Raw genomic sequence first — 18874 nt, 5'->3', positions numbered from 1 at the left:
ACAACGAATGCGCGGGTTACTCGGCGTTCACCGTACAGGGCAAGCCTGTGTTCAACGTGGAGTATCAGACGAAGTGGAAGGACGCCACCACGCGCAAGACGCTATGCGCGAAGGCCAAGGCGTTGAACCTGCGGACGTTGGTGCTGCCGTTGGCGTTGAATGACAAGTATCGGTATAGCTGCGATTGAGGACTACAGCGCGCGATCCATGCGCTGTATTGCTCCCCTCTCCCGCAAGGCGGGAGAGGGGAGCACCCCTCGCGTCTTTTCCACTTCCCGCCACGCCAGATACACCCGCGTATCAAACTCCAACTGGTGATAACGCGGTTCCATGTGTTCGCACAGCCGATAGAACGCCTTGTCGTGGTCGCTCTCTTTCAAATGGGCGAGTTCGTGCACGACGATCATGCGCAGGAAATCGGCGGGTGCGTCCTTGAATAGCGACGCCACGCGGATTTCCTTTTTTGCCTTGAGCTTGCCACCCTGTACGCGCGAGATGGCTGTGTGCAGGCCGAGCGCGTGTTGTGCGGTGTCGAGCCGCGCGTCGTAGCCCACCTTGTGCAGCGGCGGCGCGCTGCGCAGGTATTCCTGCTTGAGTTCGGCGGTGTATTCGTAGAGCGCGCGATCCGTCTGGATGATGTGGCGCTCGGGATAGCGGCGTGCGATGTGGTCGCCCAGCGTGCCGGCTGCGAGGGCAGCGCGCACCTGGTCGAGCACGTTGGGCGGATAGCCGCCCAGGAATCGCATCGGGTCTTTCACGCCCGGCCGCCAGCCTTCGGTCATCGCCAATCGTCAATCAGTGGTGGTGATGGTGCTGGTGCATCCAGCTGTTGTCCGTCGAATTGACGAACGATGCAACGGCGTCCTTGTCGCCGGTGGCGTGGCGCATCAGTTCGCCGCACTTGCAGATGCCTTGGTACGGCATGATGTGCGAGCAGGCCGAGGTCTTCTGCAGATACAGCGTGACGGGTTTCGTGCACTTCTTGCACTTGAACTTCAGGGTCAGGGCGGGTTTGCTCATTGCGACTCGGAAAATATCGGAGAAATTCGGGGTGGTGAAAGCGCCGGGAAGGCACTCGAAAGAACCCGGTATTGTACCGGCCGTGCCGGATCAATGCGTGGGTGCCACGTGGGTGATGCGGGGATGGCATTGAGTCCTGCCATCCGTTTGCTACACTCCCGCCATTCCCTCGCGGTGCGCCCAGCGCAGCCGCCTTCCTCCGCATTCCACAGCACTCAACCGAACCCGCTCCCATGGCACAGTACGTTTTCACCATGAACCGCGTGGGCAAGATCGTTCCGCCCAAGCGTCACATTCTCAAGGACATCTCGCTGTCCTTCTTCCCCGGCGCCAAGATCGGCGTGCTGGGCCTGAACGGCTCGGGCAAGTCCACGCTGCTGAAGATCATGGCCGGCCTCGACAAGGAAATCGAGGGCGAAGCTACGCCGATGCCGAACCTGAACATCGGCTATCTGTCGCAGGAGCCGCAGCTCGATCCCGAGCAGACCGTTCGTGAATCGGTGGAAGCCGGGCTGGGCGGCGTGTTCGAAGCGCGCAAGAAGCTCGACGAAATTTATGCGGCCTACGCCGAGCCGGACGCCGACTTCGACGCGCTGGCCGCCGAGCAGGCCAAGTACGAAGCCATCCTGGCTGCCAGCGATGGCAACAACGCCGAGCTGCAACTCGACATCGCCGCCGATGCGCTGCGCCTGCCGCCGTGGGACGCCAAGATCGGCAACCTGTCCGGTGGTGAAAAGCGCCGCGTGGCGCTGTGCCGCCTGCTGCTGTCGCGCCCCGACATGCTGCTGCTCGACGAACCGACCAACCACCTGGACGCCGAGTCCGTGGACTGGCTCGAACAGTTCCTGACGCGCTTCCCGGGCACCGTGGTGGCCGTGACCCACGATCGCTACTTCCTCGATAACGCCGCCGAGTGGATTCTCGAACTGGATCGCGGCCATGGCATTCCGTGGAAGGGCAACTACAGCTCGTGGCTGGAGCAGAAGGAAAACCGGCTGAAGCAGGAAGAGTCGAGCGAGTCGGCCCGCCAGAAGGCGTTGAACAAGGAACTGGAGTGGGTGCGCCAGAATCCGAAGGGCCGTCAGGCCAAGTCGAAGGCGCGTCTCGCGCGCTTTGACGAACTGAACAGCCAGGAATACCAGAAGCGCAACGAAACCCAGGAAATCTTCATCCCTGTGGGCGAGCGTCTGGGCAATGAAGTGATCGAATTCGAGAACGTCAGCAAGAGCTTTGGCGATCGACTGCTGATCGACAATCTCAGCTTCAAGGTGCCGCCGGGCGCCATCGTCGGCATCATCGGGCCGAACGGCGCCGGTAAATCGACGTTCTTCAAGATGCTCACCGGCAAGGAACAGCCGGATAGCGGCGAGATCAAGGTCGGCCCGACGGTGAAGATGGCATTCGTGGACCAGAGCCGCGATGCGCTGGATGGCACGAAGACCGTGTTCGAGGAAATCTCGGGCGGCTCCGATGTGCTGACGGTGGGCCGCTACGAAACGCCGTCGCGCGCCTACATCGGCCGCTTCAACTTCAAGGGCGGCGACCAGCAGAAAACCGTGGGCTCGCTGTCAGGCGGTGAACGCGGTCGCCTGCATATGGCCAAGACGCTGATCGAAGGCGGCAACGTGCTGCTGCTGGACGAACCGTCGAACGACCTCGACGTGGAAACGCTGCGCGCGCTGGAAGACGCACTGCTGGAGTTCGCCGGCTGCGTCATGGTGATCTCCCACGATCGCTGGTTCCTGGATCGTATCGCTACGCACATCCTGGCCTTCGAAGGCGATTCGCACGTGGAGTTCTTCCCGGGCAATTACCAGGAATACGAAGCGGACAAGAAGAAGCGCCTGGGTGAAGAAGCTGCGAAGCCGAAGCGGATCCGGTACAAGCCGATCATGCGTTGATTGGTTCTTCTCCCCTCTCCCACTTGTGGGAGAGGGGCGGGGGAGAGGGCCAGCGGTTCAAATTGCTGATGTCGGCAAGCAGAACTTCCGGCCCTCTCCCCCAACCCCTCTCCCGCGTCGCGGGAGAGGGGAGCAAACAAGCGGTAGAGCAGAAGACTCACCCCCGCACCAACCTCACCAGCGTAATCTCCGACGGTGCCCCGAACCTCTTCGGCGGACCCCAGTAGCCCGTTCCGCGGCTCACATAGATCCACATCCTTTCATGCCGGTTCAGCCCATGCACATAGGGCTGCTGCATTGGCACGAACAGGTTCCATGGCCAGAACTGGCCGCCATGCGTGTGTCCCGATAGCTGCAGATCGAAACCTGCCGCTGCAGCAGCGGGGGCCGAGCGCGGCTGATGGGCGAACAACACGCGTGCGGACGCATCGGCTGGCGCACCCTGCAGCGCACGAACCGGATCGCTGCGATGGCTTTCGATAAAGCCGCCCGCCGTGAAATCGGTCACGCCACCCAGCACCAGCGACGCCTGCCCGCGCGTGACCACCACATGCTCGTTCATCAGCACCGTCAGGCCCAGGCGCCGCAGTTCGGCGATCCACGGCTCCGCGCCAGAGTAGTACTCGTGATTGCCTGTGACCACATAGGCGCCATGCCGCGCTTCCAGTCGCGCGAAGGGTGCGGTGTGGGCCGATAGCTCGCGAACCGAACCGTCCACAAGATCGCCCGTCACGGCGATGGCGTCGGGTTTGAGGCCGTTCACGCGATCGACGATGCGATCGAGATAGGGGCGCTTGATCGTCGGCCCCACGTGGATATCGCTGATCTGCGCGATGGTGAAACCCTGGAATGCCTCGGGTAGGTTAGCGATCGGCACATCCACCTTCACCACCCGCGCCAGCCCCCGCGCGTTGAAGAAACCGATGGCCGAGACTGCCAGCGCCAGTCCCCACACTGCCGCTGCGCTGTTGGCAGCGAGGCGGGCAGGCTGCCAGCCGGTCAGGGTGGCTACGAGCAGGAAGATGTCGCGGGCGACGGTCAGGATCAGCAGCGACGAGAAGAAGCCCATCGCCAGCATGCCGATCCAGCTCAGTCGATCCGCCCAGCCCGTGGACAGGCGCCGGGCCATCAACGCGGACGGAATCAGCAGGCTCGACGCCATGAGCCAGAGCACGCCCACCGTGTGGACCACCAGCGGACCGGGCAGGGGCGGGAGCAGGCGCACCCCGATATAGACGTGGAGCGCCGCGACGATCATCGCGGGCAGCAACAGGGAGCGGCGCAGCAGCTTGGAACTCATGGCGGGGGCGATGGCATCGTAATTCGACGTAGTTGAGGCCCTCACGCGCATGATTCAAGGGTGTAGGTGCAAGATACGCGACAAATGCCTGCGCTGCCCGTGGCAAGGCGGCATCGATCTGTCCGATTTTGGGCGCAAGATGAATGTTTTCGAGGCGCATTGTTCCAGCCTGCGCGGTCATTTAGATTCACTGACGCTGCAGTGGTGTCTGATGCTGCCCATTCTTGCTGGAGTTTCTATGTTGAAGCGATTTCCCAGGCGTTTGCCCATCAGCCCTACGTTGATCGCCGCGGCGCTGCTCGGTGTGGCGGCGGCGCCGCTGCCGGTGGATGCGCAGGCTGCCACCACGGCCCAGCCCGCCAGCGCCGCCCGCAAGGTGGCGCCGCTCACCTGGCCGCGCAGCTACGAGGTGGCGGGTGAGCACGTGGAGCTTTACCAGCCCGAGATCGAGAAATGGGAGGGTGACCGGATGTCAGGTCGCGCCGCAGTGGGCATCGGCGCCAAGGACGGTGCGCCGACCTATGGCGTGGCGCGTTTTTCGGCGCAGGCCGATATCGACAAGCCATCGGCGCTGGTGCAACTGTCGAAGATCCAGATCGATAGCGTGGACGTGCCCACACGCCCGGAAGCCGCCGACAAGATCCGCCAGGCCCTGATCGGCCAGTTGTCTCCCAAGGGCCTGACCGTGCCGCTGGATGAGTTGCAGGCCAGCTACGCCGTGTCGCAGGAACTGGCGAAAGCGCAGCGCGTGCCCGTGAAGAACGATGCTCCGCAGATCCTGTTCGCCGCCACGCCCACGCTGCTTGTGCATGTGGATGGCGAGCCCGTCTGGCGCGAGGTGGCTGGCACTGGCTACGAGCGCGCGATCAACAGCCGCGCGTTGCTGCTGCGCGATACCAGCGGCGAGCTATGGCTGCAGGCGGGGGGTTACTGGTATCGCTCGGCATCGGAGGGTGGGAAGTGGGATGCCGTCGCCAATCCGCCCGCCGCGCTGCTAGGCGCCGCCCGCAAGATTGCAGCGGTCAAGAACGAGCCGAAGGCGGATCCGATGATGCCTGCCGATGGCAAGAAGCCCGCGCGGCCGCCAGCCGTGCAGTTGGCGACGCGGCCAGCGGAACTGATCGTGACACAGGGCGAGCCGCAGATGACACCGGTCGCGGGGGTGGGCCTGCTGACGATGTCCAATGCCGACCACGCGGTCTTTGTCGATCCGTCGAGCAACCAGACCTATGTGCTGATCTCGGGGCGCTGGTTCCGCGCGGCGATGCTCAACGGGCCATGGGAATACGTGCCCGGTGACCAGTTGCCGGCGGAGTTCGCGAAGATCTCGCCGAAGGACCCCAAGGCGAATGTACTGGTCTCGGTGCCGGGCACGCCGCAGGCCCGCGAAGCCGAGATCGCGGCGACGATTCCGCAGACCGCCTCGGTGGCACGTGACAAGGCCACGGTCGCCGTCACCTACGATGGCCCGCCGAAATTCGAGGCCATCACCGGCACGTCACTGCGCTACGCGGTCAACACGGGCACGCCCGTGATCGAGGTCGATAGCGCCCACTACTACGCCGTGGCCAACGGCGTCTGGTTCACCGCTGGTGTGCCGGGCGGCCCGTGGCGCGTGGCCACCGAAGTGCCCTCGGCCATCTACACGATCCCGCCCAGTTCGCCGCTGTATTACGTGACCTATGTGCGGATCTACTCGGTCACACCGACGACTGTCGTGGTCGGCTACACGCCGGGCTATATGGGCGTGGTGGTCAGCCCCGACGGCACCGTCGTCTACGGCACGGGCTATGTCTATCCGCCCTATGTCGGCAGCTATTACTACGGCTATCCGGTGACGTACGGCTATGGCGCAGGCTTCGGCATCGGCGTGGCCGAGGGGTTTGCGTTCGGCTTTGCGGCAGGCGCGATCTGGGGCGGCGCGGCGCCGTACTGGGGTCCGTACTGGTACGGCGGCTGGGGCGGCGGCAACTTCGTCAATATCAACCAGGCGAACTTCTATGGCCGGTGGGGGCAAGGCACGGTCACCCATGCCGAAGGCTGGAATGCCTGGACCGGCACCCAGTGGCGTGGCACGGCAGGTGCCGGCTACAACGCGGCCACGGGCGCTCGCTACCAGGGCAGCCGGGGTGCGGCCTTCAATCCCTACTCGGGCAACTACGCGGCGGGGCGCCAGGGATCGTTCGCCAATCCGTCGACCGGCCGCGAAGGTGCGGCGCGCGGCGGCGTGGCCGGCAACGAGTATTCGGGCAACTATGCGGCGGGCCGACAGGCCGCAGGCTACAACGCGCAGACCGGCCGCGTGGGCGCTGGCGAGATCGGCGTGGCCGGCAACACGCAGACCGGCCAGCAGACGGCGGGCAGTCGAGGCTTTGTCGCCAATCCGAACAAGGACAACGCCGTGGTCTGGAACAACGGCAATGTCTATGCGGGGCACGACGGAAACGTCTACCAGCACACGGATAACGGCTGGCAGCAGCACACCAGCAACGGCTGGCAGTCGGTGCAACCGAATGCCGATGTGCAGAACCGGCTGGACCAGCAACGGCAGGCGCGGGATGTGGGGCAGCAGCGGTTTGGGAATGCGGCGTCGCAATGGCAAGGCAGGGGGTTCGGAGGTGGGAGGTTTGGCGGCGGGGGTGGAGGCGGGCATTTTCATGGGTTTCGGCGGTAGAGATTCCACGTCCGTCCGGTTGATTCCCCTCTCCCGCTTGCGGGAGAGGGGCTAGGGGAGAGGGCCAGCGGCTCAGGATGCGATATTGGTGTTTGAATCGCGTGGCCCTCTCCCCCGACCCCTCTCCCGCCATGCGGGAGAGGGGAGCAAGGATGGCGCTCGGGAGAGGGGAGTAAGGACGGTCGATTTCCCTTAACGCCCCAAATAAAAGATTCATTGGCCGCAGACTTTGCGCAGACATAACCTGCCGACTACACGGGCGCGGTACGTGCCCGGTCTGCTATGGGAGCGGCGCATGGATTCGGCGGTTCAGGCAACGCAGGGACGGTGGCTGGTGGCCGCCACGGCAATGACCATCCTGTTGGCCGGCTGTGGCAAGTCGGAGCCGCCGGCTGCAGCGCAGCAAGCGGTGCCGGTGCAGGTCTACACGACCCGCGCGCAGGATCTGCCCGTGACGTTCGATTTCGTGGGGCAGACACAGAGTGACCAGGCCGTCGATATCCGCGCCCGCGTGGCCGGCTTCCTGATCAAGCGGAATTACACGGAGGGCAGCCTGGTCAAGGCCAACCAGTTGCTGTTCGAGATCGACCACAAGCCGTTCCAGGCGCAGCTCGATGCAGCACGCGCGCAGTTGAACCAGCAGAAGGCGCGGCTCGAAGTGGCGAATGCCAACCTGGCGCGCGTGAAGCCGCTGGCCGAGCGCAATGCGTTGTCGCAGAAGGATCTCGATGATGCCACCGGCAACTATCATTCGGCGCGGGCCGGCGTGGAGCAGGCGCAGGCCGAAGTCGAGACGCAGCAACTGAATCTCTCGTACACCTATGTGCGCGCGCCCGTGGATGGCATTTCCAGTTTTGCTGTGCTGCCCGAAGGCGCATACGTCAGCACCACCAACAGCCTGCTGACCACGGTGTCCACGCTGCAGCCGATGCGGATCAACTTCAGTGTGTCGGAACCGCAGACCTTGCAATTCCGCGCCCAGCGCGAAGACAAATCGCTTGTGGTGCCCAATGACGAGCACTACACGGTGACCGTGGTCATGGCCGATGGCAGCAGGTATCCGCAGCAGGGCCGCATCACGTTTGCCGATGCCACCTACAACCAGCAGACCGGCACGTTCCTCGTGCGCGCGTTGATGCCGAATCCGGATGGCGTGCTACGTCCCGGCCAGTTCGTGCGCGTGCTGGTGGATGGCGCCACGCGGCCCAATGCCATCGTGGTGCCGCAGCGGGCCGTGATGCACGGGCCCAAGGGCGATGTGGTGTTCGTGGTCGACAAGGACAACAAGGCCATGCCGCGCCCAGTCATGGTGGGCGAACTCTCTGGGCCGATGTGGCGGATTGCCAAGGGTTTGCAACCCGGAGAGGTGGTGGTGGTTGACGGTGCGGGCAAGCTGACCGAAGGCGCACCGGTCAAGGTGACCGGAGAGGCGCCGATTGCGGCAGTGGGCGAAGGCAGCCGGCCGCCGGCTTCCACGCCATCGGCACCGGCTTCCGCACCATCCGCGCCGCCGGCTTCGGCTCCGCCTGCCGCCAAGTCCTGACCGGAGGCCCGCCATGCTTTCCGCCTTCTGCGTCAACCGCCCGATCTTCGCGATGGTCATATCGCTGATCATCGTCATCGGTGGCGGCGTTGCGATGTTCGCGCTGCCCATCGCCCAGTATCCCGATATCACCCCGCCGCAAGTCACCGTCAGCGCCACGTACGCAGGGGCCGACTCCGACACCGTGGCGCAGACCGTGGCCGCACCGATCGAGACTCAGGTCAACGGCGCGGACAACATGATCTACATGCAGTCCACGTCGTCGCCCACGGGGTCGATGACGCTGAACGTCTATTTCGATATCGGCACCGATCCTGACACCGCGCAGGTGCAGGTGCAGAACCGCGTCAACCTGGCGTTGCCGCAGTTGCCCGATACGGTGCAGAAGACCGGCATCAACGTGCAGAAGCGGTCGTCGAGCTTCCTGCTGCTGATTGCGGTGTATTCGCCCGATAACCGCTTCGACCAGCAGTACATCAACAACTACGCCAACCTCTATGTGCTGGACGCCATCAAGCGCGTGAACGGCGCCAACCAGGCGCAGATCATGGGTTCGGCAGACCTGGCCATGCGCATCTGGCTGCGGCCCGACCGCATGGCCGCGCTCGGCATCACCGCGCAGGATGTGCAGCGCGCCGTGCAGAACCAGAACGAGCAGTTCGGCGCGGGCAGCGTGGGGCAGGCGCCCAATGCGCGGCCGGTGGAACTGACGTTCCCGCTGGTGACGCCGGGCCGGCTGACCACGCCGCAGCAGTTCGAGAACATCATCCTGCGCGCCGACAACCAGGGCGCGGCGATTGTGCGGCTGAGCGACGTGGGCCGCGCGGAGATCGGCCAGCAGCAGTACACGCTGCGCTCGGCGCTGAATGGCAAGCCGGCGACGATCATCGCCGTGTACCAGCAGCCCGGCTCCAATGCCATCCAGGTGGCCAAGGACGTCAAGAAGACGCTCGACGACATGCAGAAGTCGTTCCCGGCGGGCATGAGCTACAAGATCTCGCTCGATACCACGGAGTTCGTGAGCGCATCGATCGACGAGGTGGTGCATACGCTGATCGAAGCCGTGATCCTGGTGGTGCTGGTGGTGTTCATCTTCCTGCAGAACTTCCGCGCCACGGTGATCCCGGTGCTGGCCGTGTTCGTGTCGATCATCGGCACGTTCGCGGGGCTGCTGGCGCTCGGGTTCTCGATCAACCTGCTGACGCTGTTCGCGCTGGTGCTGGCCATCGGCATCGTGGTGGACGACGCTATCGTGGTGGTGGAGAACGTGGAGCGCAACATGGCCGAGTTCAAGCTCTCGCCGCGCGAGGCCACGCTGCGCGCCATGGAGGAAGTGACCGGCCCGGTGATCGCCATCGTGCTGGTGCTGTCGGCGGTGTTTATCCCGGTGGCGTTCGTGTCCGGCACCACGGGGCAGCTCTACCGGCAGTTCGCGCTGACGATTGTCGTCTCCGTGGTGATCTCGGGTTTCTGCGCGCTGACGCTGTCACCTGCGCTGGCCGCGATGATCCTGAAGCCGGGGCATCACACGCCATGGCGCGGCTTTGTCTGGTTCAACGAGCGGTTCGACCGCATCGTGCATCACTACGGCAACTGGGTGCGCGGGTTCATGCGCCGCGTGGTGTTGGCAATGGCGCTGTTCGGCGTGATGCTGCTGGCGGTGTGGCAACTGTTCTCGCATATCCCCACGGCGTTCGTGCCGGCCGAGGATCAGGGCTACATCCTGGTGGCAGTGATGATGCCGGACTCGGCCAGCCTGGATCGCACGGAGAAAGTGACGCAGCAGGTAGCGGACATGTTCCGCCAGCATCCGGCCGTGGAGGATGCTTCGGCGCTGTCTGGCTACAGCTTCATCGACAGCCAGTACAAGACCAACGCCGGCACGGTGTTCGTCGGCATGAAGAGCTTCAGCAAGCGGGAGTCGGCGGACCTTGGCGTGCAGGCGATGCTGCACGAGATCACGCCGAAGCTGCGCGGGATTTCCGAGGCCATCGTCATTCCGGTCAACCCGCCGTCGATCCCCGGGCTGGGGTCACAGGGCGGCTTCGAATTCTGGGTGCAGAATCGTGGCACGGGCAGTACGGCCGAGCTGGAAGGCGTGACGCGCAACTTCATCAAGGCTGCGGCCAACCACAAGGAACTGGGGCGGCTGACCAGCACCATCCAGTCGGCGTCGCGCCAGATGCGGGTGGAGGTGGACAAGGAGAAGGCGGAGACCATGGGCGTGCCGATTGCCGATGTCTACGGCACGCTGCAGACGCAGTTCGGCTCGCTCTATATCAGCCAGTTCTCGCAGTACAGCCGCGTGTGGCAGGTCATCCTGCAGGCCGAACCGCAGTATCGCGCTTCGCCCAACAATCTCGAATACCTCTACGTGCGCGGCCACGACGGCAAGATGGCGCCCGTCTCGGGGTTGTTGAGCACGAAGTATTCGAGCGGACCTGACCTGCTCTCGCGCTTCAACAACTTTCCGGCGGCCAAGATCACCGGTGACGCGGCGCCGGGCTACAGCTCTGGCCAGGCGCTCGCGGCCATGGAGGCGGTGGCGCGCGAGACACTTCCGGCCAGCTACAGCTTTGCGTGGAGCGGCGAGGCGTTCGAGCAGAAGAAATCGGGCAACACCACGACCATCGTGTTCGTGTTCGGTATTGTGATGGTGTTCCTGATCCTGGCGGCGCAATATGAGTCGTGGTCGCTGCCGCTATCGATCCTGACCGCCGTGCCGTTCGGTATCTTCGGCGCGCTGCTGGCGATTCTGCTGCGTGGTTTGTCGAACGATGTGTACTTCCAGATCGGCATGGTCACGCTGATCGGGCTGGCGGCGAAGAACGCGATTCTCATCGTCGAGTTCGCGGTGATGAAACACAAGGAAGGGCTGTCGCATGCCGATGCGGCAGTGGAGGCGGCCAAGCTGCGGTTGCGCCCCATCGTGATGACGTCGCTGGCGTTCATCCTGGGCGCGGTGCCGCTGTTCATTGCCTCGGGCGCGGGGTCGAACTCGCGTCATTCCATCGGCACCGGCATTATTGGCGGCATGATCGCGGCGACCACGCTGGCGCTGTTGTTCGTGCCGTTGTTCTCGTGGCTGGTGGGGACGGCTGCCGATAAATGGGCGGCACGCCGTGGCAAGAAGGTGCCGGCCGGGCCCTCCACGCCCGCCGTGCCGCCTACGGGAGAACCGTCATGATTCCACTCCAACGGCTAGGCGTGCCGACCATGCTGACGATGGGAGCCCTGCTGTCCGCTTGCGCCATCGGCCCCGACTACAAGCGTCCGGAAGTGACTGAACCGACTGCGTATCGGATCGATTCCGGCATGCTGACGCTGGCCGCCGACAGCGACTGGTGGAACGCGTTCAATGATCCGGTGCTGACGGCGCTGGTGGAGACGGCGCTGCGCAACAACTACGATGCGCGCATTGCATCGGCCCGCATCGAAGAATTCCGTGCGCAGTTGATGATCGCGCGCTCGGGCTACTTCCCGCAGTTGAATGCCACGGGGTCGGCGGCGCGGCAGCGCAGCGGCTCGTTCAACGGCACGCCGTTCGCATCGTTCGGCGGCCCGCGCAACAGCTATGAGACCTTGCTGAATGCAAGCTGGGAGATCGACCTGTGGGGCAAGATCCGCCGGCAGGCCGAGTCAGCCGAGGCGAGCCTGTGGAATGCCGAGTACACGCGGCGCGGCATCGTGCTGTCGCTGGCGGCGTCCGTGGTGCAGGGCTATGCCACGCTGCGCGGGCTCGATGCACAACTGGAGGTGGCACAGGCCACGCTGTTGACACGCGGGCAGGCCCTGGACATCTTCAGGCAGCGCTACGAAGGCGGCGTGATCTCGCAGGTGGAGTTGTCGCAATCGGAAAACGATTACTACTCGGCGGAGGCGACGATTCCGCCGCTGCGCTCGTCGATCCAGGAGACCGAGAACGCACTGTCGCTATTGCTGGGCCGCCAGCCGGGTCCCATCGAACGCGGCGCAACACTCGCGCAACTACAGCCGCCCCCGATCAATGCCGACCTGCCTGCCGCGTTGCTGGCACGGCGGCCCGATGTGCTGCAGGCGGAACAGCAGGCCGTGGCCGCCAATGCGCAGGTGGGTGCGGCGCTCGCCTTGTACCTGCCATCGGTCAATCTCTCGGCCTTCTTCGGTGCGCTGGCGAGCTCGCCCGCCGCACTGTGGGATAGTGCCTCGAAGGTCTGGGGCTTCGGCGCGAGCCTCGCGCAGCCGGTGTTCCAGGGCGGGGCGATTCGCGGGCAGGTCAACGCGGCCGAATCAGTGCGCGACCAGTCCATGCTGGGCTACCAATCCGCCGTGCTCAACGCGCTGGCCGATGTGAACACGTCGCTGGCCAACGGCACCGAAACACGCAACCGGCTGGTCAGCCTGCGCAAACAGGAGCAGAGCCTGACGGTCTATGCCGATCAGGCCGATGCGCGCTACGAGGGCGGCTATTCGAGCTATCTCGAAGTCACCGACGCGCGGCAGAAGCTGTTCGCGGTGCAACTGGCTTCCATCCAGGGACAGGTCGATGTGCTGACCAGTGCTGCCGCGCTCTACAAGTCGCTCGGAGGGGGATGGTCTGCGGTGCCGGACGATGTACGCGGAGCCGGGCTGCAGGGCGATGCGGCGGCAACCACCGTAACCACCGCCACAACCACCACGACAGCCACGACGGCCCCAGCGACAGCTATGCCTGCGCGTTGACCGGCCCCATCTCGGGCAACGTCAGCATCCCGCTGTTGAGCGAGTAGCCGTACACCTCGCCATGACGTCCCCAGTCGATGGCGATGCGCAGCACGCGCTCGGCTTCCTCGGGTTTCAGGAAGGCTTCCAGTTCGCGCAGCACCGCTTCCTCACCCACTTCGCCATCCTCGCTCTGTTCGAGTTCGCGCCGGATATGCGCGGCCAGCGCCACGTGGGAGAGCAACTGCTTGCCGAACAGCACCTTGCGCTCGGGCGGGGCAGTGTCGTAGTAGAGACGACCCAGGTTGGTGGCCGTGATGTCACCGCGCTCGATATGGGCGAGGCCCAGCAGTTGCATGGCCTCGCACGCGGGCAGCAGGTCGTCGTCGGTCAGGCCAGCTTCCGTTGCCAGGTGCGGCAGGTCAGCGCGGCCGAAGAACGGGGATTCGTGCAGCAGGTCGAGCACGGCTTCCATCTGGCTGATATCGGCATCGGGCAGGCGATAACCGATCTGCTGCGCGGCGGCCGCGGCGGGCACGCGCGCGCCGTGTCCAGCCGGCGACGTCATCAGCGCATAGATCTCGTCGATCAGGGCGCGCACCAGGGCATCGTCACGATTGCGCGGACGCGTGAACGGCACACGCACCTCGGCGCGCACGCGGCCCGGATCGCTGGAGAGAATCACGATGCGATCCGCCATCATCACGGCTTCCTCGATGTTGTGCGAGACGATCAGGATGCTACGGATATTGGCGCGGCCCGACTGCCAGAGATCGAGCATTTCGTCGCGCAGTGTCTCGCCCGTGAGCACGTCGAGCGCGGAGAACGCCTCGTCCATCAGCAGCAGGTCCGGTTCGGTCACCAGTGCCCGGGCGATGCCCACGCGCTGCCGCATGCCGCCCGACAACTCGCGCGGCAGGGCGCTGTTGAAGCCGGACAGCCCGATCATGTCGATGGCTGCCTCGGCACGGCGCGCGCGCTCGGCCTTGGCCACGCCCTGCGCTTCAAGGCCCAGTTCCACGTTCTGCTGCACGGTCAGCCAAGGGAACAGCGCGAACGACTGGAACACCATCGCGATGCCTTCCGCCGCGCCGCGTAGCGGCTGGTTGTGGAACAGCACATCGCCCCGGTCGGCCCCCACCAGGCCCGCCATGATCCGCAGCAGCGTGGACTTGCCCGAACCGGACTTGCCGAGCATGGCGACGATCTCGCCTTCGCACAGCGTCAGATTGACGCCTTCGAGTACGGCGCGATCGGTGCCGTCGGCGGTGCGGAACATCTTGCCGACGTCGCGCAGTTCGATTACGGGCTGGCCTTGGGGCATGTCATGCAGAGCCATCGTCGATTCCTTTCTTAAAGCCGGGTGCGCGACTGCGCCAGGTCGTAGAGCCGGTTCCAGAGCAGGCGGTTAAAGCCCACCACGAACAACGCCATCACGCAGATGCCGAGCGCGATGCGCGGGAAGTCGCCGCGCGCGGTCATCTCGGCGATATAACTGCCAAGGCCCGTGGCTACCAGCGTGCGGTCGCCCCATGTCACGTACTCGGACACGATGCTCGCGTTCCACGAACCGCCAGCGGCCGTGACCAGTCCCGTCAGCAGGCTCGGGAACACCGCGGGAATCAGGAAGCGCCGCCACAGCAGCCAGCCCCGCAGCCCGAAATTGCGTGCCGCCAGCCGCAGCTCGCTGGGAATGCCCGATGCACCGGCTACGACGTTGAACAGGATGTACCACTGCGTGCCAAAGATCATCAGCGGGCTGAGCCAGATTTCCGGGTCCAGGTGGAATCGCACGATTGCCATCACGGCCAGCGGGAACATCAGGTTGGCGGGGAACGCGGCCATGAACTGCGCGATGGGCTGGGCGATGCGCGCCACCGACGGGTTCAGGCCAATGCGGATCCCGATCGGCACCCAGACCACCGCCGCCAGCGCAATGAGCACCACCACGCGCAGCATCGTCAGCGTGCCAAGCCAGAGCACGTGAACGGCTTCGGCCCAGCCCACTTCGCTGTGGACGAAGTGGAACACGCGCCAGAGTGCAACCAGCGCCACGGTGATGATCAGGGCGTCGCGCAGGCGGTCGATCCATGGATGCGATGTCGCCGAGTCAGCAGGTCGCGCTACCACCTTGCGGCGGCGCGCGCCCCACGATAGCGTGCGGCTGGCTAGCGAGGTGATGACATCGAGCAGGGCATGCACCCACGCCGAGCGGCGCAGCAGGTTGAGCAGCCACGATTGCGGCGTGGTGTCCTGCGCCAGCGTCTCGAAGCGGAAGCGGTCCGCCCACGCCACCAATGGGCGGAACAGGAACTGGTCGTAGATCATGATGCCGATCAGCATGGCCAGGATCGCCCAGCCGATGGCGGCCAGGTTCTGCTGCGCAATGGCGACGGCGATATACGAGCCGATACCGGGCAGGCGAATGTCGTGGCCCGACACCGAGATGGCCTCCGAGGCCACCACGAAGAACCAGCCGCCCGACATCGACATCATCATGTTCCAGACGAGACCCGGCATGGCATACGGCACTTCCAGCCGCCAGAAGCGCTGCCATGGCGAGAGCCGGAACATCGCGGCGGCCTCAAGTAGATCGCCGGGGATGGTGCGGAACGACTGGTACAGGCTGAAGGCCATGTTCCACGCCTGCGACGTGATGATGGCGAAGATGGCCGCGCACTCCACGCCGGCGAGGTTGCCGGGGAACAGCGCGATAAAGCCAGTGACCGTGACCGACAGGAAGCCAAGCACGGGAATGGACTGGAGGATGTCCAGCGCCGGCACCATGATCTTCTCGGCGGTGCGGTTGCGCGAGGCCAGCGCAGCGAATGCGAACGAGAACACCAGCGACGCCCCGAGCGCTGCGAGCATGCGGATGCTGGTGCGCATCAGGTAATAGGGCAGCCACGCGGGATCGAGGTGCACCGCCAGCGCCTGGCCGGGCTGATAGGGCACATCCATCTGCTGCGCCGCGAATGCCACGATAACGATCACAGCCAGGATGATCGGCAGCAGCGCGAAGTCGAACCGGTTCGGCGGCGCGGTCAGCAGGGGGGCAACGTAGCCAGGGGTGGGTTTGCGGGGCGTTGGTGGCATGGTCACGCCTTCTGATTTTGCTCCCCTCTCCCGCGAAGCGGGAGAGGGGCTGGGGGTGAGGGCCAAGGCGTCGTATGCTGCTGACACCTGACCTCAACCCTAACGCCCAACCCGACTAGGTAGTTTACCTAGGCATGGAGTTTTTCATGACTGCACCCTCCGAAACCTGGCGCCTGTTCGCCCATGGCCACGTGCAGGGCGTGGGCTACCGTGCCGCCTGTGAGGCACAGGCCACCTCGTTGCAACTGGGAGGATGGGTAAGAAACCGCACCGATGGCTCGGTGGAGGTCGTCGCGACGGGCTCACGAAACCAGCTCGAAGCGCTGCGGCAGTGGATGGAACAAGGTCCGCCGGCCGCCCGCGTCTCCAAGGTCGAGCAGGAAACCTTGCCGCCCGAAGTCTTCCACGGCTTCTCGTTCCGCGAAACGCGCTAACTAAGCCGTCAGCCAGTCGATTCCCGGCCGCCCATGGCTTTCCAGCCAGTCATTGGCCTGCCGGAAATGCCCGCAGCCCAGAAAACCACGATGCGCCGACAACGGCGACGGATGCGGCGCTTCCAGCACGCAATGCGTCTGCCCTTCCAGCAAGGCGCGCTTGGCCTGCGCATGGCTGCCCCAGAGCATGAAGACGAGGTTCGGGCGCGAGGCGGCCAGCCCGTGGATCAGGCAATCGGTCACGGCTTCCCAGCCGCGCTTAGCATGGCTGGCCGCATTGGCCTGTTCGACGGTCAGCACGGTGTTGAGCAGCAACACTCCCTGGCGTGCCCAGCCTTCGAGATTGCCCGAGGCGCGCACCGGCTCGGCGCCATATTCGGCACCGATTTCCTTGAAGATGTTGCGCAGGCTCGGCGGCACCTTCACGCCATCAGGCACCGAGAAAGCCAGCCCATGCGCCTGCGGAATTTCCTTGCCACCGACCACGCCCGTGCCGTGGTACGGGTCCTGGCCGAGAATCACGACCTGCACCGCCTCGGGCGGCGTCAGGTGCAGCGCGTGGAAGACCGTATGCGGAAACACGGGTTTGCCCGCCGCACGTTCCCCATCGACGAATGCACAGAGCGCTTGCCAGTTGGCATTGCCGAGGCACGGGGCCAGCACATCGCGCCAGCCTTTGGGCAAGGCATCGACCTGATCCTGCAGGCAGGCAACCGATGTGGTGTGGGATGACGAGGACTCGGTGGCGAACAGATCGGATTGCATCAAGCAGTGGAAGAGGGTGAGGTTGGGGCGCTGAGTCGATAGCCGCGCGCAGCCTTGCTGAGATCGGACGGCGTCAGCGGAGCAACGTGGCCGAGCCGCGCGCCGAAAGCGCGCAGCGCCACCTCACCAGCGTGCGCGTCAGCCCCATCGCGCGGCAGCCATTCCAGTTCGAGTTCCTGGATGCGCTCGGAAACAGTGGCGCCCGGCGCGGTGATCGCGCCCGTATCCAGCGCGGCCTCGATCCGCTCGCCATCCTGCTCCACGATCCAGGTGCGGCGCGTGAAATCGGTACGAAAGACGGGACCGAGCCGCTCCGCCAGCGGTGCCAGCACGGCGCGGGCCTCGTCAGGAAAGCGCGAAAGTTCGATGGCTTCACCGGCCACTTCCGTTTCCCATTCGTGCCGCGATGCCAGGCCGCCGCTGCTCTTGCCGGCGGTCTTCAGCGTCTGCAGCCACTGCGCGCCCTTCTTGCGCAGCCGCAGCGCGGCACGTGCTTGCGCCAGGTCGCGGGCGGCTGTGTCGAGGTAGATGTTCAGCAGCGTCGTCTCGCCCCGAGCTTGCCCGTTGGCGTCGAGCCATGCTGCCACGGCCGCCAAGGCGGCGTCAGGCACGGCCAGCTTCAATTCGAGTTCGATGGCCATCGTTCGCAACCGCTCAGGCGAACAGGCGAGCCAGTTCCACGCCCGGCTCCGGCGCACGCATGAACGCCTCGCCCACCAGGAACGCGTGGACATTGGCATCGCGCATGCGCTGCACATCGGCCGGTCCCAGGATGCCCGACTCGGTCACCACCAGCTTCTCCGCCGGAATCTGCGGCAGCAGGGCCAGCGTGTTGTCGAGCGAGACCTCGAACGTGCGCAGGTTGCGATTGTTGATGCCCAGCAGCGGCGTCTTCAGGCGCAGCGCGGCGTCGAGTTCGTCGGCGCCGTGGACTTCCACCAGCACGTCCATGCCGAGTTCGAGCGCACAGGCTTCGAGTTCCGCCATCAGGCCGTGGTCGAGTGCGGCCACGATCAGCAGGATGGCATCGGCGCCCCAGGTGCGCGCTTCGTAGACTTGGTACAGATCGACCATGAAGTCCTTGCGCAGCGCCGGCAGCGGGCAGGCACCACGCGCACGCTTCAGGTATTCGGCGTGGCCCTGGAAGAAGTTCACATCGGTCAGTACCGAGAGGCAGGCCGCGCCGTGCGTGGCGTAGCTTTCGGCGATGGCCTCGGGCACGAAGTTCTCGCGCAGCACGCCCTTGGACGGCGACGCCTTCTTGACCTCGGCGATCACGCCAGCATGGCCGGCCGCGATCTTGTCGCGCAGCGCGCGTTCGAAACCCCGCGGCGCCAGCCCCGGTTCGGCGCGCAGCGCTTCGGCTTCGGCGCGCAGGCTCGGCAGGTCGCGCTTCTTGCGCGCGGCGGATACTTCGTCGGCCTTGACGGCCAGGATCTTGTCGAGAATGTCGGACATGGC

At 65.2% G+C, this 18874-nt stretch carries 15 protein-coding genes; 7 read left to right on the top strand and 8 right to left on the bottom strand.

Annotated elements, in window-relative coordinates; genetic code table 11:
• On the top strand, window positions 1-188 hold a 188-nt coding region (locus tag ABDB81_RS14915), incomplete at its 5' end, for an endo alpha-1,4 polygalactosaminidase (RefSeq protein WP_346811828.1).
• Window positions 189-191: 3 nt separating this feature from the next.
• Here ABDB81_RS14915 and ABDB81_RS14910 read toward each other — a convergent pair.
• Together ABDB81_RS14910 and ABDB81_RS14905 are read right to left on the bottom strand one after the other, a co-directional pair.
• A complete protein-coding gene (locus ABDB81_RS14910) occupies window positions 192-746 on the bottom strand; it encodes a M48 family metallopeptidase (RefSeq protein WP_346811838.1) in 555 nt (184 codons plus the stop codon).
• Between the two features lie 49 nt (window positions 747-795).
• The gene (locus ABDB81_RS14905) at window positions 796-1020 is read right to left on the bottom strand and encodes a hypothetical protein (RefSeq protein ID WP_137925326.1); all 225 of its coding nucleotides are present in this window, start codon (window positions 1018-1020) and stop codon (window positions 796-798) included.
• 233 nt (window positions 1021-1253) lie between these two features.
• Between ABDB81_RS14905 and ettA the strand changes: the two genes are divergently transcribed.
• Window positions 1254-2921: an energy-dependent translational throttle protein EttA gene (gene ettA / locus ABDB81_RS14900; protein WP_137925327.1), complete on the top strand. Its 1668-nt coding sequence runs from the start codon at window positions 1254-1256 to the stop codon at window positions 2919-2921.
• A 157-nt stretch (window positions 2922-3078) separates the two neighbouring features.
• On the opposite strand, the gene ABDB81_RS14895 is transcribed toward ettA, so the two are convergent.
• Window positions 3079-4221, bottom strand: coding sequence for a metallophosphoesterase (locus ABDB81_RS14895; protein ID WP_137925328.1), 1143 nt, complete (start codon window positions 4219-4221; stop codon window positions 3079-3081).
• A gap of 238 nt (window positions 4222-4459) precedes the next feature.
• Here ABDB81_RS14895 and ABDB81_RS14890 point away from each other — a divergent pair, with 238 nt between their 5' ends.
• The 4 genes from ABDB81_RS14890 to ABDB81_RS14875 all read left to right on the top strand — a co-directional run bounded on the left by ABDB81_RS14890 (window position 4460) and on the right by ABDB81_RS14875 (window position 13139).
• Window positions 4460-6895: a carbohydrate-binding family V/XII gene (locus tag ABDB81_RS14890; RefSeq protein ID WP_346811825.1), complete on the top strand. Its 2436-nt coding sequence runs from the start codon at window positions 4460-4462 to the stop codon at window positions 6893-6895.
• 295 nt (window positions 6896-7190) lie between these two features.
• Window positions 7191-8438 (top strand): efflux RND transporter periplasmic adaptor subunit, encoded by a 1248-nt coding sequence (locus tag ABDB81_RS14885; RefSeq protein WP_137927746.1) that lies wholly within the window; start codon window positions 7191-7193, stop codon window positions 8436-8438.
• Window positions 8439-8451: 13 nt separating this feature from the next.
• Window positions 8452-11625 (top strand): multidrug efflux RND transporter permease subunit, encoded by a 3174-nt coding sequence (locus tag ABDB81_RS14880; RefSeq protein ID WP_137927745.1) that lies wholly within the window; start codon window positions 8452-8454, stop codon window positions 11623-11625.
• A 29-nt stretch (window positions 11626-11654) separates the two neighbouring features.
• Complete coding sequence (locus ABDB81_RS14875) at window positions 11655-13139, top strand: efflux transporter outer membrane subunit (protein WP_346811836.1); 1485 nt, start codon at window positions 11655-11657, stop codon at window positions 13137-13139.
• Here the strand turns inward: ABDB81_RS14875 and ABDB81_RS14870 are convergent.
• The gene (locus tag ABDB81_RS14870) at window positions 13123-14457 is read right to left on the bottom strand and encodes an AAA-associated domain-containing protein (protein WP_346811823.1); all 1335 of its coding nucleotides are present in this window, start codon (window positions 14455-14457) and stop codon (window positions 13123-13125) included. The genes ABDB81_RS14875 and ABDB81_RS14870 overlap by 17 nt on opposite strands.
• Window positions 14458-14471: 14 nt before the next feature.
• On the bottom strand, window positions 14472-16214 hold the full coding sequence (locus ABDB81_RS14865; RefSeq protein ID WP_346811821.1) for an ABC transporter permease subunit: 1743 nt from the start codon (window positions 16212-16214) through the stop codon (window positions 14472-14474).
• A 146-nt stretch (window positions 16215-16360) separates the two neighbouring features.
• Here ABDB81_RS14865 and ABDB81_RS14860 point away from each other — a divergent pair, with 146 nt between their 5' ends.
• Window positions 16361-16648: an acylphosphatase gene (locus ABDB81_RS14860; RefSeq protein WP_346811819.1), complete on the top strand. Its 288-nt coding sequence runs from the start codon at window positions 16361-16363 to the stop codon at window positions 16646-16648.
• On the opposite strand, the gene ABDB81_RS14855 is transcribed toward ABDB81_RS14860, so the two are convergent.
• From ABDB81_RS14855 to trpC, 3 genes are read right to left on the bottom strand one after another with little or no spacing between them, the layout of a single operon-like run.
• On the bottom strand, window positions 16649-17413 hold the full coding sequence (locus ABDB81_RS14855; RefSeq protein ID WP_346811818.1) for a uracil-DNA glycosylase: 765 nt from the start codon (window positions 17411-17413) through the stop codon (window positions 16649-16651). It abuts the gene before it with no gap.
• Window positions 17413-18054, bottom strand: coding sequence for a CYTH domain-containing protein (locus tag ABDB81_RS14850; RefSeq protein ID WP_346811816.1), 642 nt, complete (start codon window positions 18052-18054; stop codon window positions 17413-17415). Before ABDB81_RS14850 ends, ABDB81_RS14855 begins: the two co-directional genes overlap by 1 nt.
• A gap of 13 nt (window positions 18055-18067) precedes the next feature.
• A complete protein-coding gene (trpC, locus tag ABDB81_RS14845; protein WP_137927750.1) occupies window positions 18068-18871 on the bottom strand; it encodes an indole-3-glycerol phosphate synthase TrpC in 804 nt (267 codons plus the stop codon).
• Window positions 18872-18874 lie beyond the last annotated feature (3 nt).

Source organism: Cupriavidus sp. DL-D2 (assembly GCF_039710735.1).
Lineage (GTDB): Bacteria > Pseudomonadota > Gammaproteobacteria > Burkholderiales > Burkholderiaceae > Cupriavidus.
This window is presented reverse-complemented; position numbering and strand designations above follow the sequence as displayed.